Origin of the sequence: Pigmentiphaga kullae (assembly GCF_004216695.1) — a bacterium.
GTDB classification, from domain to species: domain Bacteria; phylum Pseudomonadota; class Gammaproteobacteria; order Burkholderiales; family Burkholderiaceae_B; genus Pigmentiphaga; species Pigmentiphaga kullae.
In genome coordinates this window covers 555987-572061 of record NZ_SGXC01000002.1, presented here as the reverse complement: position 1 = coordinate 572061, position 16075 = coordinate 555987, and the positions used below count along the sequence as shown (strand labels likewise).

General features: G+C 65.7%; 16 protein-coding genes. 10 read left to right on the top strand and 6 right to left on the bottom strand.

Features of this window, described 5'->3' with window-relative positions; all coding sequences use genetic code 11:
• Positions 1-74: 74 nt before the first annotated feature.
• A complete protein-coding gene (locus tag EV675_RS17050; protein WP_130358419.1) occupies positions 75-941 on the bottom strand; it encodes an AraC family transcriptional regulator in 867 nt (288 codons plus the stop codon).
• A 371-nt stretch (positions 942-1312) separates the two neighbouring features.
• On the opposite strand from EV675_RS17050, the gene EV675_RS17045 reads away from it, so the two are divergent.
• From EV675_RS17045 to EV675_RS17025, 5 genes are all read left to right on the top strand, one after another.
• Complete coding sequence (locus EV675_RS17045; RefSeq protein ID WP_130358418.1) at positions 1313-1771, top strand: GNAT family N-acetyltransferase; 459 nt, start codon at positions 1313-1315, stop codon at positions 1769-1771.
• Positions 1772-1923: 152 nt separating this feature from the next.
• Entirely contained in the window at positions 1924-2697 is a 774-nt protein-coding gene (locus tag EV675_RS17040) for a sterol desaturase family protein (protein ID WP_130358417.1), read from the top strand.
• Positions 2690-3589 (top strand): fatty acid desaturase, encoded by a 900-nt coding sequence (locus EV675_RS17035; protein WP_130358416.1) that lies wholly within the window; start codon positions 2690-2692, stop codon positions 3587-3589. Before EV675_RS17040 ends, EV675_RS17035 begins: the two co-directional genes overlap by 8 nt.
• 26 nt (positions 3590-3615) lie before the next feature.
• On the top strand, positions 3616-5532 hold the full coding sequence (locus EV675_RS17030; protein ID WP_130358415.1) for an iron-containing redox enzyme family protein: 1917 nt from the start codon (positions 3616-3618) through the stop codon (positions 5530-5532).
• Positions 5529-6422: a DUF6999 family protein gene (locus tag EV675_RS17025; RefSeq protein ID WP_130358414.1), complete on the top strand. Its 894-nt coding sequence runs from the start codon at positions 5529-5531 to the stop codon at positions 6420-6422. Before EV675_RS17030 ends, EV675_RS17025 begins: the two co-directional genes overlap by 4 nt.
• On the opposite strand, the gene EV675_RS17020 is transcribed toward EV675_RS17025, so the two are convergent.
• The 3 genes from EV675_RS17020 to EV675_RS17010 form a co-directional block, all read right to left on the bottom strand.
• A complete protein-coding gene (locus tag EV675_RS17020) occupies positions 6419-6940 on the bottom strand; it encodes a helix-turn-helix transcriptional regulator (RefSeq protein ID WP_130358413.1) in 522 nt (173 codons plus the stop codon). The two genes, EV675_RS17025 and EV675_RS17020, sit on opposite strands and share 4 nt — an antisense overlap.
• Before the next feature lie 4 nt (positions 6941-6944).
• Positions 6945-7217, bottom strand: coding sequence for a hypothetical protein (locus EV675_RS30045; protein WP_130358412.1), 273 nt, complete (start codon positions 7215-7217; stop codon positions 6945-6947).
• 164 nt (positions 7218-7381) lie between these two features.
• Positions 7382-8347 (bottom strand): GlxA family transcriptional regulator, encoded by a 966-nt coding sequence (locus EV675_RS17010; RefSeq protein ID WP_130358411.1) that lies wholly within the window; start codon positions 8345-8347, stop codon positions 7382-7384.
• A 97-nt stretch (positions 8348-8444) separates the two neighbouring features.
• Between EV675_RS17010 and EV675_RS17005 the strand changes: the two genes are divergently transcribed.
• From EV675_RS17005 to EV675_RS16990, 4 genes are all read left to right on the top strand, one after another.
• The gene (locus tag EV675_RS17005; protein ID WP_130358410.1) at positions 8445-9593 is read left to right on the top strand and encodes a DJ-1/PfpI family protein; all 1149 of its coding nucleotides are present in this window, start codon (positions 8445-8447) and stop codon (positions 9591-9593) included.
• Between the two features lie 99 nt (positions 9594-9692).
• Positions 9693-11081, top strand: a complete 1389-nt coding sequence (dbpA, locus tag EV675_RS17000; RefSeq protein WP_130358409.1) for an ATP-dependent RNA helicase DbpA — start codon at positions 9693-9695, stop codon at positions 11079-11081.
• Positions 11082-11371: 290 nt separating this feature from the next.
• Positions 11372-12916 carry a sensor domain-containing diguanylate cyclase gene (locus EV675_RS16995; protein ID WP_130358408.1) on the top strand — a complete coding sequence of 515 codons (1545 nt, stop codon included), beginning with the start codon at positions 11372-11374 and terminating at the stop codon, positions 12914-12916.
• Positions 12913-13890, top strand: a complete 978-nt coding sequence (locus tag EV675_RS16990; protein WP_130358407.1) for an EamA family transporter — start codon at positions 12913-12915, stop codon at positions 13888-13890. The genes EV675_RS16995 and EV675_RS16990 overlap by 4 nt, the downstream gene beginning before the upstream one ends.
• 13 nt (positions 13891-13903) lie before the next feature.
• Here the strand turns inward: EV675_RS16990 and EV675_RS16985 are convergent, their stop codons facing one another.
• The gene (locus EV675_RS16985; protein ID WP_130360141.1) at positions 13904-14398 is read right to left on the bottom strand and encodes a DUF2938 domain-containing protein; all 495 of its coding nucleotides are present in this window, start codon (positions 14396-14398) and stop codon (positions 13904-13906) included.
• 81 nt (positions 14399-14479) lie between these two features.
• Between EV675_RS16985 and EV675_RS16980 the strand changes: the two genes are divergently transcribed.
• Entirely contained in the window at positions 14480-14911 is a 432-nt protein-coding gene (locus EV675_RS16980) for a helix-turn-helix domain-containing protein (RefSeq protein WP_130358406.1), read from the top strand.
• A 113-nt stretch (positions 14912-15024) separates the two neighbouring features.
• Here the strand turns inward: EV675_RS16980 and EV675_RS16975 are convergent, their stop codons facing one another.
• Entirely contained in the window at positions 15025-15735 is a 711-nt protein-coding gene (locus EV675_RS16975) for an HXXEE domain-containing protein (protein WP_165404633.1), read from the bottom strand.
• Positions 15736-16075 lie beyond the last annotated feature (340 nt).

The following is a 16075-nucleotide window of genomic DNA, read 5'->3' as shown; positions in this document are numbered from 1 at the left end:
CCGCATCGGGTCACTTACCATAGAGTCTGATTTTTTCGGTTTTCCGACGGGAGAACGGCCCATGGGGCCGGCCGTCAGTGCCCGTTCTTGGCGGGCTCGAGCAGATCCACCACCCGGCGGTACTCGGTGGGCGTGGTGCCCAGATGTTCGCGGAAGAAGCGGGTGAAGTGGCCGGGCGCGGAAAAGCCCATGTCGTAGGCCAGGTCGGCCACCGGCGTCTCGCCCGCGGTCAGCGCGGCGATGGCCGCTTCCATGCGCAGCACGTTGGCGTACACGCGCGGCGTCAGCTTGGTCGTCTTGCGGAACAGCTCGAAGAAATGCGCCCGCGACAGGCCGCATTCGGCCGCCAGCACGTCCATGTCCACCGGCTGCCCGATGTTCTCGCGCATGCGGCTGATGGCCTTGCGGATGCGCACGTCGCCGTGATGCTGCCGCAGGGTGCCCAGCAGCGACTGATAGCTGCGCCATTCCGAATGATGCTCGATGGTGGCGATCATCAACTGGAAAAGACGCTCTTCCAGCTGGGTGGCCGGCAGCTCCGCCATCAGCAGCATGTCCCGGGCCAGCGCATCGGCCAGCTTGCGCGCCGCCGGCGACAGGGCGACGCAAGGCTGCTGGAAGAAATGGGGATGCGCGCTGACCGTCAGCGCCTGCTGGATGCCGGCCAACCAACCGGGTTCGATGTACAGCGCCAGGATCACCGTGCGCTGCACCTCGGCGCCGTTATGGCTGTACGAATGGGGCTCCCAGGCGTTGATCAGCACGGCGCTGTCGTCCGTCAGCGGCTGCGGCTGCCCGCGCACCGAGAAATACGTATCCGCGCCGAAGGCCTTGATCAGGACGTGGCAATGGTGATGCGCATGCGACACCAGAAGCATGTTCATGTCGAGCAGCGCGACGCGCCCGAACTTGCCCTGCAGGATCCTGATCGCGGCGGACATGGAGGCCCCCCCTACGCGCTGACGCGCGCCTCGCATGTTGAGCCCCCAGCCGCTCCGCGGCAGCCCCCCAGGGGGGCGTGGGCCCGCCTTGGGGCGGCCCGGCGCCGGGCCCACAGGGCGGCACTGGCGGACCGGCGGAGCCGGATCCGCTGTGCCCTGGGTAGGGCGCGGTGTTCTTCAGGGGAAGCTGACATGGGGGATGCTCCACTTGACCGGTATGCGACTAGAGCCTGGATGCTCCTTGTGTTGCCTGGAAGATGCCGCTCGCTGAAATATTCACGGCGCGAGGGCGCGCGGCAGGTCATGGGATTTTAATATATACCGCTGAAATCAAGGCTTGGCGCACCGCCTGGCATCCGGAACACAAACACATGCCCCAACTGAGTTTTCGCCCCGCTCTACCGGACGACGCTCCTTCCTGCATCAGGATCCGCGGGCAGACCCGGGAGAATGCGTTCTCCGAAGAGGAACTGCGCGCGCTGGGCATTACCGCCGCGACCTGGAGCGCGGGCATCCGGGACGGCAGTTGTCCCGGCTACGTGGCCTGCATGGACGGCCGGATGATCGGCTACTGCTTCGGCGACCGGGACACCGGCGAGATCGTCGTCCTGGCCCTGCTGCCCGGCCACGAGGGCCGGGGAATCGGCAAGACCCTGCTCGGGCTGGTCGTCCAGGACTTCAGGCGCCGGGGATTCGAACGCCTGTTCCTGGCGTGCGCCAGCGATCCGGGCGTTCGCTCCCACGGCTTCTACCGGCACCTGGGATGGGCGCCGACAGGGACGCAGGACGAAGCGGGGGACGACATACTCGAACTGGTGATCGCCGCATAGGCATGAAGCACCGTGCCTGGCCGCCATCGGCGCAAACATTTTGTAATGAATTCGTCCGGAGAGTGCAATCGACATCCCGTCCAGGCACCGCGGCCATCCTGGCGGATTGCTTATCATAGGGGCCGTTCCCGGCATCACAACGACAACAATCCATGGGCCAAGCCTTCCAGGAGCTCTCGGCATCGCAGGTCATGCTGGCAGGCCTGCTGTTCTTCGGTGGTATCTACCTGCTGTTCGGCGCCGCGACCTGGCTGCTTACCCGCCGCCTCTTGCCCGCACTGGGCCTGGGGCGCCCGCTGGACCCCCGCCCGCTCGCGCCGGGCCAGTTGCGCCGCGAGTTGCTGCAGTCGGGCATGTCCATCCTGCTGTTCGGCACGGGCATGATCTTTCCGTGGGGCCTGCTGCAACTCGGCTGGGCCCGACTGGATCCCGCCGCCAGCGGCGGGAAGATCGCCCTGGAAATCCTGGCCCTGGTAGCCTGGAACGACGTGCACTTCTGGATCAACCACCGCCTGCTGCACACGAAGCTGCTGCGCCGTTTCCACCTGCCCCACCACCGCTCCATCGTCACCACGCCGTTCTCGACCTACAGCTTCCATCCAGTCGAGGCGCTGATGCTGGGCAACGTGATCCTGCTGCCCATGGTGGTGCACGACTTCAGCTTCTGGTCGCTGGCCTCGGTGCCGTTGTTCAGCCTGTTCTTCAACTGCATCGGCCACGCCAACTACGACTTTTTCCCCCGGGTGTCCTACGCCCACTGGTTCGCCGCCAGCCGCCGGCACCATCTGCACCATGCCTGCTTCAACGGGAACTACGGGTTCCAGTTCACCTTCATGGACCGCCTGTTCCGCACCCGGCTGCAGGCCGACGCGGCGGCGCTCGTGTTGAAGGCCCATGAACGCAGGACCGCGGCCGGCCATGAATAGCGGACGCCCCCTGCTGCCCACCCTGCGCAACCGCCGCGACTGGCAGAGCCTGCTGTATCTGGCCGCCCTGCCGGCACTGGCCGCCTGGCAATGGCGCCACGGATTTTCGCTGCCGCTCTACGCGCTGATGCTGTTCCTGACCCTGGGCATAGGCGTCATCCACCACAACCACACCCACGTGCGGATGTGGCGTGGCCGCCGGGCCAACCGCGCCACCGATTTCTGGATCACGCTATTGCAGGGACACCCGACCTTCGTGTTCTACCCCGCGCACGTGGCCAACCATCATCGCCACCGGCATGGTCCGCAGGACATCGCGCGCACTTATCGCTTCGGCGGCGACACCAATCACCTGTGGGGCTATCTGGCACACCCTGTACAGGCGGTGTGGGTGCTCTACCCCGCTTTCCTCCGCTGGCTATGCCGACTGTACCGGCACCGGCCCGGCGCCTGGCGCTACTGCATGGCCCAGTACGCCGCCTGGCTGGGCCTGTGGGCCGGGCTCCTGGCGCTGAACCCGGTCAAGGCCCTGGTGTTCGTGATCGTGCCGCAATTGCATGGCCTGCACTGGCTGCTGGCGACCAACTACCTGCAACACGCGCATGCCGACGGCGGCCCCGCGCGTGGCCGCACGCTGGGCTATGCCCGCAATTTCGAAGGACTGGTCAACCCGCTGCTGTTCAACATCGGCCTGCACACCGCCCACCACGAACATTCGCGCGCCCACTGGTCCGAACTGACCCGCCTGCACCACCGGCGCTACCGGCACCGCGTACCGGCCACGCTGAACGAGCGCGGCCTCGCGCCCTACATGTTCCGCGTCTTCATCCTGGGCACCTTCAGCGCGCGCTTTCGCTCGCGGCCCCTGATGACGCGGACCACGCCACGCTAGGCCGCCGCGCCCTTCAGGAGAATCCCATGCCCATCGCCTTCGATCGCGTCTACCTGCAAAGCGCCGGCTACTTCATGCCCGGCCAGCCGGTGTCCAACGACGAACTGGACCGCTACATCGCGCCCTTGAACCGCATCTCCGGACGCATCAAGCAGCGCATCCTGGCCGAAAACGGCATCAAGCAGCGCTACTACGCCATCGACCGCGAAGGCGCCACCGTCTACAGCAACGCCAGGATGGCCGTCCATGCCATCCAGGACTGCCTGCGGCGCGCCGACGCCCGGCTGGCCGACGTGTCGCTGCTGGCCAGCGGCAGTTCGGGCGGCGATGCCCTGATGCCCGGCTTCGCCAACATGATCCAGGGCGAACTGGCCGCCCACCCCATGGAAACGCTGTCGGTGCACGGCATCTGCGCCGCCGGCGTCTCGGCCATCCAGGCCGCCGCCCAAGCCGTGCAAATGGGCGGCCACGACCGCGCCCTGGCCGTGGCCAGCGAACTGCCCTCGCGGCTGTTCAAGCGGTCGCGCTTCACCGCCCGCGGCTACGACGCCGACTTCGATTCCCACTTCCTGCGCTGGATGCTGTCGGACGGCGCCGGCGCGCTACTGCTGGGCAACGCGGGATCGGCGCTGCCCGGCGCCTCGCGCGGCGTGCGACTGAAACTGAAATGGGTGCACCAGCGCTCGTTCTCTGGCGACTATCCGGTATGCATGCAACTGGGCCTGTCGGCGGACCGCGGACGCGTGCACCTGGACTACCCCTCGTGGACCGAGGCGGAGGCCGACGGCGCGCTGGCGCTGCGCCAGGACATCCGCCTGCTGCCCCACCTGTTCGACATCGGCATCCACGAATACGCCCGGCTCGCGCAGGACGGCTGGGTCCGGTCCGATCGGATCGACCACTTCCTGTGCCACTACTCGTCCGAGAAATTCATCCCCGTGGTCAAGGACCTGCTGGAGAAAGCCGGCCTGGAGATCCCGCACGAGCGCTGGTACAGCAACCTGGCCTGGCGCGGCAATACCGGCGCCGCATCCATCCTGATCATGCTGGCCGAATTCCTGGAGACGCGCGCCGTCGAACCCGGCCAGCAGATCCTTTGCTACATCCCCGAGTCCGGACGTTTCACCACCGCCTACATGCTGTGGGAAGTAGAGGCCGCCGATGCCTCGCCCGCCGCGGCCGTCGCCCCGCCCATTGCGCGCGTGGCTGACACACCCGATGCCGACCCCATCGCCCCGCCCCACGACCCGGCCACTGCATCGCCGGAACTGGGGCCGCTGCTGACCGAACTGGCCTCGATCTGGCACGACTACCGCTCGCGCGTCTGGCGCACCCCCGTCGTGCACAAGCTGCGCACCCGCCGCTTCCAGGCCGCCGACTACCTGAACTGGATGGAGAACTGGATTCCCCAGGTCCGCGAAGGCAGCAAATGGATGCGCGAGGGCGTGGCCTCGCTGGGGCCGGACTACCAGCCCCTGGCGGCCCTGATCGAGACCCATGCGGGCGAAGAACAGAACGACTTCAGGATCCTGTTCCAGGACTACCGGAACGCCGGCGGAGCCATCGCCGACCTAGACGCCCTGCGCCGCAATCCCGGCGGAGAGGCCCTGAACGCCTACCTGCACGGCCTGGCCGCCACGCGCGACCCGATCGGCCTGCTGGGCGCCATCTACATCATCGAAGGCACCGGCCAGCGCATCATCCCCGCCCTGCTGCCGCTGCTCAAGGCCAGCCTGTCGCTGCCGCCGGACACCTACCGCTTCCTCGAATACCACGGCCACAACGACGAAAACCACCTGGCCCGCTGGCTGGCTGCCGTCGAACTGGCCCTGGACTGCGACCCCACCGGCCGCGCCGCCCAACGCATCGTCGACACCGCCCGCCACACCGCGGCCCTGTACCTGATGCAATTCCACCACGTCATGGAGGACGAGGCCCGATGAGAAAAAGAAAAACCCCCGACTTCCTGGCCCAGGCGCACGACCCCGCCGACCCCAATCCCTGGCTGGCCCTGTACCTGGACCGCAGCACGCCCCTGCCCGACGAGGTCAAGAAAAGCTGGCTGACCGATTCCAGCAGCAATTCGCGCCAGTACCTGCTGCCCCTGCTGCGCCCCATCGCGCGCGGCTTCATCATCCTGATCCAAGTGCTGAAGATATTCCTGCCGCGCAAGTGGTCGCATTCGCGGCTGCTACACCGCGTGCTGGCGTGGGGGCTGACGCGCTTCGTCTCGCCCGAGGCCAACTGGCTGATCCTGCGGCACTTTCATCTTGGGGCACAGATCCTGGCCTTCATCGCGGCCAACTCGCCGGTACCCATCACCACCACGCCGCTGGAGCCGCGCAACATCGACGACCTGAAGGACGACCTGTTCGTCAAGCACGACCTGAACCTGTTCAACTTCGTCATCCGCCTGAACCAGGCCCTGCGCGATGCCGGCGTCGAGATGCACCCGCCGGCCCGCGTGGACTTCTCCATGATCCGCGACCCGGGCCTGCGGCTGGAGGACATGCCGCATACGCGGCTGAACTTCCTGGACCTGCAAAGCGCGATCGAACTGTTCACGCCGCTGTACCAGCTCATGCTGACCGACAACGACTTCTGGCGTGCCGCCAACTCGCTGCAGCTGGACGAGACCATCGGCATCTACGCCGCCAGGCTGATGGGCGCGCCGGAGCATCTCATCCTGGTCAACAACAAGCATCCGCTGGTACCGATGTCGACCCTGCGGGCGGGGTATCGGCTGGTGCTGCATGGGTTGTCGACGGAGATGCTGCATAGCTTGTTGATGGACAGGAAGGCGGCGCAGGAGCAGCCGCCAGCGGAAATCTAGATCAGGGCGGCCAGGGCCTTGGATGCCGCGCGCGGCAATCGGCGGCCTTCCCTGGCCACGTTGATCTTCAATGCCACCCGGGCCACCTCCATCACATCGCCAGGCAACGAATAGCCGCCCCTGGCTTGCAGCCACGCCAGGACGTCCGCCAAGTGCCAGATCGATGTGCTGCCCTCGTGCACGGGAGCCGGGAAACTGCCCGGATGCGCCAGCATGAGCTTGCGCATATTCTGTCGCGACACCCCCGCGATGTTCGCCACGTCGGTCAGCCCGACCCAATCCGGGGCCACCTCGATCAACCTGGCCGACGGCGCGGCACGGCGCACATCGTCCAACGCGCTGTGCACGGCTGTCTCGGCGTCTGCTGCCTCGCGAGTGAACTCCAGCGCCAGGCGCCCTGGCTGCCCGATACCGACCAAGGCATCGTCACAGCCCGCTTCGCCCAGGCGCTCGACCAAGGCGCCTGGGTCACAGCTTTCGTCGGTAAGCTGGTACTTCAGGGTAAAGATGTAGTCCATGGTGCTATTCCTCGACGCCGCCGGATTCATGCTGCCTGCGATGCGATATACAGTTGTCCACTACTCGCCTCAAGGCGCGCGCATGATTTCCGGGACTCCTGGGTGTGCTCCACACAGTGGCTATGCAGAACTCACCACAGCGGCAAGTGACATCGTTGTAGGGACAATAAATCCTTCCCCAGGCATGGCTGCCACCTGCTTCCACACGCCAGCCCAGGCGTTCGGCATGCCTGAGCGATTCTTCGATATCCTTCTTGGGGTGAGTGGGTCGATTCATCAACGATGATCCAGTATGGCGACGAACCTAATGGTTGTCAATCGACAACCATTAGGTCAGCGCAGGGACGCAAGCGAGGCGACAGTATGCGACCCTCTCATTCCCTGAAAAACGTGGACAGGCCACGAAATGTCCACCTTGACATCGAGCCAGGAAGACCTGACTCATCCCCCGGCATGCATATCCCGGAACAATCGGGGAGACATTCCGAACCGGCGCTCGAACGCGTCGGCGAATCGCGCCGCCGGAAACAGCCCCACCTGCACCGCTACCGACTTCAACGACAGCCCCCGGGACAGCAGCATGCGGGCGGCATCCAGCCGCGCGGTCTCGACGTAGCGGGCCGGCGTCACGCCCGTCGCGGCGACGAACTTGCGATGGAAGGTGCGCTCGGCCAGCCCCGCGCGGGCGGCCAGCGCCGGCACGTCCAGCGGCTCCTGCAGATGGTCCTGTATCCAGGCGATCAGATCGCCGAAGGGACTGTCGGCCCTGGCCTGCGCCTGGAGCACGGGACTGAACTGGGATTGATATCCGGGGCGGCGCGCATACAGCACCAGCCGCTTCGCGACTTCGCCGGCGATCGTCGCGCCCAGGTCGCCCGCGATCATCGCCAGGCTCATGTCGATGCCGGTCGTCACGCCGGCCGACGTCCACAGGCTCCCGTCCACGACATACAGGGAATCGGCATCCACCTCCACCTTGGGAAAGGCCTTGGCCAAGGGCATGCAGGCATCCCAGTGCGTGGCGACGCGGCGGCCATCGACCAGGCCAAGCGCCGCCAGGATGAAGACGCCGGAGCAGATCGAGCCCCACCGCGCGGCCCCGCCGGCAAGCCGCGCGAGCCCCGGCCCCAACGCCGGATCGGCCATCGCCCGCAGCAGCGGTTCCCGCTCGGCCCCCACGACCAGCAAGGTGCCGACCGCCTGGGCAGGCAGCGCATCGATGCGCTGCGTGTCGACCACGATGCCGCTGCTGCTGGGCACCGGCCCGCCCCGTGCGGACGCCAGTTCGATTCCATAGAAGGGATCGGCGCCGCCCAAGGCGCGATTGGCGCCGCTGAAGACGGCGCCCGGCCCCGACACGTCAAGAATCTCGAAACCCGGATAGACGACGAACACGATGCGGTGCATTGGCAGAAATTAATACATTTTTGACATTTCCGCCATGACGCAAGGCGGGTAGATTGAGACCTGACAAACCATGCCTACGGCTCGGAGAATTCCGATCATGCTCAACCGTCATGTCATCCGGGGTGCACTGGCGCTCGTCCTGCTGGCGCTGGCGGGCCTGGGTGCCTGGTCGTACAGCCTGCCGCCGGCGTCTGCCCCGGCCGACATGCCGCCTCTCGCAACGGGGGAAATGGACGCCATGCTGGCCGCCTTGAAACCGCCCAGGCCCAGGCGTCCACTGGTGGCAATCGTGAGCATCAACGATGCCACCGAAACCACCGACTACCTGATGCCCACCGGCATCCTGCGGCGCGCCGGCGTGGCCGACGTCGTGATGCTTGCGACCGGGCCGGGGCCGGTCAAACTCTTCCCGGCGCTGACCGTCCAGGCCGACGCCACCCTCGCGCACTTCGACGCGCAACACCCGGAGGGCGCCGACTACGTCATCGTGCCCGCCATGAGCCGCGACGACGATCCGGCCGTGCTGGCCTGGCTGCGCGGCCAGTCCCGCAAGGGCGCGATCATCCTGGGCGTGTGCGCGGGCGCCAAGGTCGTCGCCGCGGCCGGCCTGCTGGACGGCAAGCGCGCGACCACGCATTGGTACTACCTGCAGGACATGCTGGACAAGCACCCGTCGATCGCCTACGTGGCCGACCGGCGCGTGGTGGCGGACCGGGGCGTTGCGACCAGCACCGGCATCTCCGCATCGATGCCCATGATGCTGATCCTGATCGAGGCCATGGCCGGACGGCAGAAGGCCGAAGCGGTGGCCCGCGACCTGGGCCTGCCCGCGTGGGACGCCCGCCACGCCAGCCATGCCTTCAAGCTGACAAGGCCGTTCGCGACGACCGTGCTCGGCAACGTCCTGGCGTTCTGGAACCGGGAACGGATAGGCGTGGAACTCCGGTCCGGCATGGACGAAGTCTCGCTGGCCCTGGTCGCCGACGCCTGGTCGCGCACCTACCGGTCACGGGCCGTCTCGTTCGCGGCTACATCGCAAGCCATCGAGACCCGCGACAAGGTTCGCGTCATTCCGGAGGCGGCGCCGGCCGACCTGTCTTCGGCCAGGCACATGGCCGCCTTCACCGACCAACGCCCGGCCCAGGCCCTGGATCGAACGCTGCAAGCCATCGCCGGACGCTACGGCGCCCGCACCGCCGACGTCGTCGCCCTGCAGCTCGAATATCCCTGGAGAGCCTCGCCATGACCCCCGCGCCCTGAACCGGGCGCGGCCCCGCAACCGGGACGGCGCGGCATACACTGTCGGTCAACCTCTCTTTTCGCGGGTCTTGCGACCCGCCCTACCGTGACCGACACGTCCTTCAAATCCCTGCCCCTCCTGCCCGCCTTGCTGGACAACCTGCAAAACCTGGGCTTCGAACGGATGACGCCCATCCAGGCCCAGGGCCTGCCGCTCATCCTGGAAGGCCGCGACCTGATCGCCCAGGCCAAGACCGGCAGCGGCAAGACCGCGGCCTTCGGCCTGGGCGTGCTGCAGAAGCTGGACGTCGACCGCCTGGTTCCCCAGGCGCTGGTGGTCTGCCCCACCCGCGAACTGGCCGACCAGGTCGCCCAGGAACTGCGCCGGCTGGTGCGCCTGATCCCCAACGTCAAGGTCCTGACCCTGTGCGGCGGCACCGCCGCCCGTCCCCAGGCCGAATCCCTGGCCCGAGGCACCCATCTGGTCGTGGGCACGCCCGGCCGCATTCAGGACCACCTGGAACGCGGCAGCCTGGATCTGTCGGCCCTGAACACCCTGGTGCTGGACGAGGCCGACCGCATGGTCGACATGGGCTTCTACGACGACATCGTCGCCATCGCCTCGCACTGCCCCGCCAAGCGCCAGACCCTGCTGTTCTCGGCCACCTACCCCGACAACATCCGCAAACTCAGCGCGCGCTTCCTGCGCAACCCGGCCGAAGTCAAGGTCGAGGCGCAGCACGACGCCAGCCGCATCGAACAGGTCTTCTACGAAATCGACGAAGACGAGCGGCTGGACGCCGTCGTCACCCTGCTGGCCCACTACCGTCCCGTCTCCACCCTGGCCTTCTGCAACACCAAGATCCGCAGCCACGAACTGGTCGAACGCCTGCGGTCCGAAGGCATCAGCGCCCAGGCGCTGAACGGCGACCTGGAACAGCGCGAGCGCGACGAAATCCTGATCCAGTTCGCCAACCAGAGCTGCGCCGTGCTGGTCGCCACCGACGTCGCCGCCCGCGGCCTGGACATCCAGAACCTGGGCGCCGTGATCAACGTGGACGTGACCAAGGACACCGAGGTCCACGTGCACCGCATCGGCCGCAGCGGCCGCGGCGACCAGAAGGGGCTGGCGCTGAGCCTGTGCTCGCCCGAGGAAATGCGCTGGGCCAACCTGATCGAGCAATACCAGGGCGCGCCGCTGAAATGGGGCGACCTGAAGTCGCTGCGGGCCAAGGCCGACCGGCCGCTGCGGGCGCGCATGATCACCCTGTGCATACAGGGGGGAAAAAAGGACAAGCTGCGGCCCGGGGATTTGCTGGGCGCGCTGACCGGGGATGGCGGATTGGCTTTCGAGCAGGTCGGAAAAATCAATATCACCGAGTTCAGTTCTTATGTGGCGCTGGACCGGCAGATCGCCAAACAGGCGTTCTCGCGGATTTCGAACAGCAATATCAAGGGACGGCGGTTCCGGATGCGGTTTCTGGAGGAATTCTGAACGCCTCCGGGCCAACGCCCTGCCCGCGGCCCTCGATTTTTCCCGGCCCATAAGTAAACAAAGGAAAAAAACGGCGGGCGGCCGTCATTTACCCTCTTATTTCATTATTGATTGAAACATCAACTCTTTTAGAATCAATGACCTGATGAAACCGGATTGACACCGCCGCCCCAAACCCCTGCCTCGCGAGAAGATCACGAATGCAGAATGAAGCTGTTTTGGATCATCGCCTTGTCGGCGGTCATGGCATAAGCAGCGCGCTGCCGCAGCAAGGCCGGCGCGGCCGGAAAATGCCCCCCATCGTGCTGCGCATCACCCTTGGCCTGGCCCTGGCCTGGGTGGCGCTGGTGGCCGGCCTGGGCTGGTGGACCTCGCAGCGGATCGTGAACGCACGGCTGGACAACGTGGCCGCCAGCGCCGAATACGAGGCCAGGACCACCGCGCGCGTGGTCGACCGCCTGTTCACCGAAATGGTCAGCGTGGCCAACATGGTGGCGCGCCAGGGCCAGGTCATCCAGCTCGCCGCCCGCTACCGCACCGACCCTCCCGGCGCCGCCGAACTGACGCGCCAGCAGCGCGCCGCGCAATTCACGCAAGACCCGTTGGTGCGCCGGGTCGGCGACTACATGAACGCGCTGGCCAGCGACCTGCGCTATGCCCGCATCTACATGAACAATTTGTCGGACGACACCGTCACCGCCAGCAACTGGGCCGAGTCCGACAGCATCGTGGGCATGATCTACTCGGGCCGAACCTACCTGATCGACGCCTTGCGCCACGGCACCGGCCAGCAGTTCGGCATTGCCCGCCTCAACAACAGCCCCTCCTATTTCGTCAGCAGCCGCATCGAAGACGCCAACGACGTCCCGCTGGGCTCGGTCACCGCGAAATTCGACGCCCCCGAAATGGCCGCCTACCTGACCGGGCGGCACATCGCCCTGATCGTGAACCGCCAGGGCCGCGTGATCACCGCTTCGTCCGAGTCTTTCATGCTGCGCAACCTGGCCGCGCTCCTGCCCCCCGGCACCGTGTTGCCGCCCGACGGCGGCGAAGAACCCGGCGAACCCATGAACGCGCATCCGATCGCCAACGCCGGCCCCGATGCCGGCCAATGGCTGATCGACGACAAGCCCTACCTGATCCGGCGCCAGCCGCTGACCAATCCCCAATACCAGTTGATCACCCTGGCCACGCTCGACCACGTCGCGCCCATGCGCACGCAGCACCTTTACACCGCCGGCCTGGTGGCCATGGTCGGCCTGGTCCTGATCCTGCTGTCCGGCCAGGCGGCCGGACAAATGGTGATGCGCCGCCAGGAAGAACAATACGCGGCCAACTACGACGCCCTGACCGGCCTGCCCAACCGCCGCGCCGTCCTGGCCGAACTGGACCGCCTGTTCACCCTGGCCAAAGAAACCCGGATGTGGGTGCTCGTCGCCTTCATCGACCTGGATGGTTTCAAGGCCATCAATGACACCTACGGACACGTGGTCGGCGACAAATTCCTGATCGAGGTCGGCCAACGCATGTCCGCCGGCCTGCGCAAAAGCGACATGCTGGGCCGGCTGGGCGGCGACGAATTCGTCGTCATCGGCCTGGTCGACCCGCCCCAGCCCGACGACCCGAACGGCCCGGCCGAGGCCATGCGCAACCGGCTCGCGCCGCTGCTGACCGGCACCTATACCTTCACCGAATGCAGCTTCGACTACCCCGGCGCCAGCTTCGGCATCGCCAGCGTCGACCCCTCCGTCAGCTCGCTGCAAGCCGTGCTCAAGGTAGCCGACCAGCTCATGTATGCCGATAAACAGGCACGGCGGACCCAGCGCACGGCATGATCCTGCCGACCGTCCTCGCGCTTCTCGCGGCCTTCACCTTCGCCGCGAACAACGCCACGCTACGCCGCGGGGTCGTCGCCGGAACGCTGTCACAGGCCATGGTCGTCACGTTGCTGCTTGGCACGGTAATGGTCTGGATCGCGGTGCTGGCGGTTGGGGGAACCGGCCACCTGCAAACGTTTCCGCTGCGCTCGACGTTGCTCTTCTCCGCTGCCGGCCTGCTGCACTTCGGCTTCGGCCGCTATTGCAACTACCGCGCGACGCGCGCCATGGGTACCGTACTGGTCGGGCCCGTGCAGCAGACCAGCGTGCTGATCACGCTGGTGCTGGCCATCGTCCTTCTGGGCGAGCGGCTGACCCCGCTGCACATCGTCGGCATCGTGCTGATCATGGCCGCGCCTATGCTGGCCGCGCGAGCCCATGCGCCGGCATCCTTCCGCCCGTTCAAGCGCGCGTCCGTTGAGTCGACCCAGGTCGAGACGAAATCCGCCGCCAGCGGCTTCCAACCCAAACTGGGCGAAGGCTACCTGTTCGCCACCCTCTCGGCGCTGGCGTATGGCTCCAGCCCCATCCTGGTCCGGCAGGCCATGGTGGAGGGGAACGGGATGGCTGGAGGGCTGGCCGGCGCCGCCGTGGCCTATACCGCCGCGACCGTGGGCGTGGTGGCCCTCGTCATCTGCCAGGGTGGCCTGAGCCGGTCGCTGACCATGTCGCGCCCTACGCTCGGATGGTATTCGGTCGCGGGCGCGACCGCCGCGGCCTCGCAGATCTTTGTCTACATGGCCCTTGCCATCGCGCCGGCGTCGGTCGTGATACCCATACAGCGGACGTCGCTCGTCATGCGGGTGTGGTTTGCACGGGTGCTGAATCCGGAGCTGGAGTCGTTTGACGGGCCGGTGCTGCTGGCGACGGTTGTGTCGTTGATTGGAGCGGTGGCCTTAGCGGCGGATCCGGCCTGGTTCGGGATGAAATAGCGGAACACCCAGCTCATGCCCACACCAGCTTGAGCAAGGCCGCCGACACGTAAAGACCGCAGCCGAATACCGCATGCGTTGCCAGGTTGCGCATGCGGTTCTTCATCGGCGTGGGCGTGTGGGATGAAGCAACGCCCGCGCCCATAGCCGGCTGCATGACGAACCAGGGAACCATGACCGTTGCTACCCCCACAGCCAGGGCGGGCAGCCACGCGGGATCGTGCAGCCACGCCGTACCGCAAATGCCCACCAGCAATGCCGCGAACACGATGCCCACGGCGTAATGAATCGCCCATCCCAGCGGCGATTCGCCGGGTATGGACTCGGTCTTCGCTATGCTGGCATGTGCGAACCTGCCCCGGCACAGATGTCCCGCCCACCTGCCAACCAACGCGTAGTCCAGCGTGGGAATACCCAAGCCCTTCAGGATCATGGACCAGACATCCAGCACGATTGTCGCGCCGATCCCGACCAGAACCACCCTTGCTGCTTCGCCCGTCGATACCATGGCCATTCCTTTTCGATTGATGAAACCGTCGTTCCAAGGCATGATAGAAGTTGAAGTCAACTTCAAGTCAAGGGGTGCAGCGTGGACATTTCAGAAGTCGCCCGGCGCACCGGCGTACCTTCCTCGACATTGCGGTTCTACGAGAAAAAAGGATTGATCACCGCGACCAGCCCCGCCGGCGAACGCCGGCGCTTCGCGCCCGACGTGCTGGATCAGTTGGCGCTGATCGCGCTGGGGCAGGCCGGCGGCCTGTCGTTGGACGAAATCGGCGCCATGCTCTCCCCCGCCGGGGCGCCAAAGGTCGATAGGAAAGTCTTGTCGGCCAAAGCCGACGAAATCAATGCGACCATCAAACGACTACGCGCCATGAGCGAAGGCTTGCGCCATGCTGCGGAATGCCCTGCGGCCAACCATGCGCAATGTCCGACCTTCCAGCGCCTGCTCAAGGTTGCTGCGGCGGGAAGATTGAGACAGCGCAGAGCGCCAGGCAATCTTACGGGCTGGGGTGGCTAGGGACCTATTGCACTGGGGATAGAGCAAGTCTTTCGGTGGAAAAGAGCAAGGCTATTCGGACTTCGAGAAGCTGATCCGAGACATTCTCAGAAGATGCTGGCCCAACTAACCGATCAGCCCGCAGGTCGGATCAGGACGCCCCCACGCCAGCGTTCGGCCAACCAAGGTACGGCGATAAGAAGTCCGGCGTTGACCACCTGCATGACAATCGCAGGAGTAGACGTGCTTATCCAGCCTTTCATGAGCGGGACAAGCGAGCCCGCCAAAATGAGGTGCAGAGCGATCCCCCACCCTGTCAGGAACGCCCATGCGCCATAGCGAAAACCGCCCCTTCCGAAGAGGGTTCGAACCACCCATGCCGCCAGCGGCAGGAACAGCAAAATCGCTGTCAACCAGCCAGGGTTGTAGATCGACCCGGCGACGATGCCGCCGATGACATGCGCGACAACGTTCACCGACATCACGCCGTAGAGTGCGAGACCGACCAAGGGATGACGCCGGCTGAGCAAGGCGGCGACCGGCGCGGCAAACCAGAACATCGGCACATTGACCGCGGTGAAGAATGCCGGAGGTGCGGGACAATGTGCAGCGTCCTGGAAGCCAAACAGCTGGCACATCGACGTTGGAAACGCGTACGTCCGGCCGAACACGTCGATCCCGTATTCCTCGACGTTATGGATAAGGTAGGCCGTTACTCCTGCCCATGACAGCCAAGTCAGGTCCCGCCATCGCGAGACAGCTTTATCACTGCGAAGAAGGTTGGATCCGAATAGGAGCAGGAGCAGCGAGATTGCGCCTACCAGCCCTAGCCAGGGAAAAGACATGTTCAAGGCTGATTTCTCCGTGAAACCGGCGCCGAGAATAAAAAACCGTAGTTACACGGGCTTAGGGATGGTTTCGTGCTATCTGGTACCGGTTTATGCCGGACCCGATTTCACTCCCACTCGATTATCATTTGCAAGAAAGAGACGTTTAAAAACAATAATTTGAGAATAAACAAATTGTGGATGCCATGAAAAATACCATCCAACACCAAAGAAGGGCTTGAGTCGGCATCGTCAGACTTGCGGTGTGGGCCAGCCCGCCGGCGAATGCCGCTTCGTCATACTGCTTTCCTGGCGCTCATCCTGGCACGCGTCCAGGGCTATTCATGCCTATGGGCTG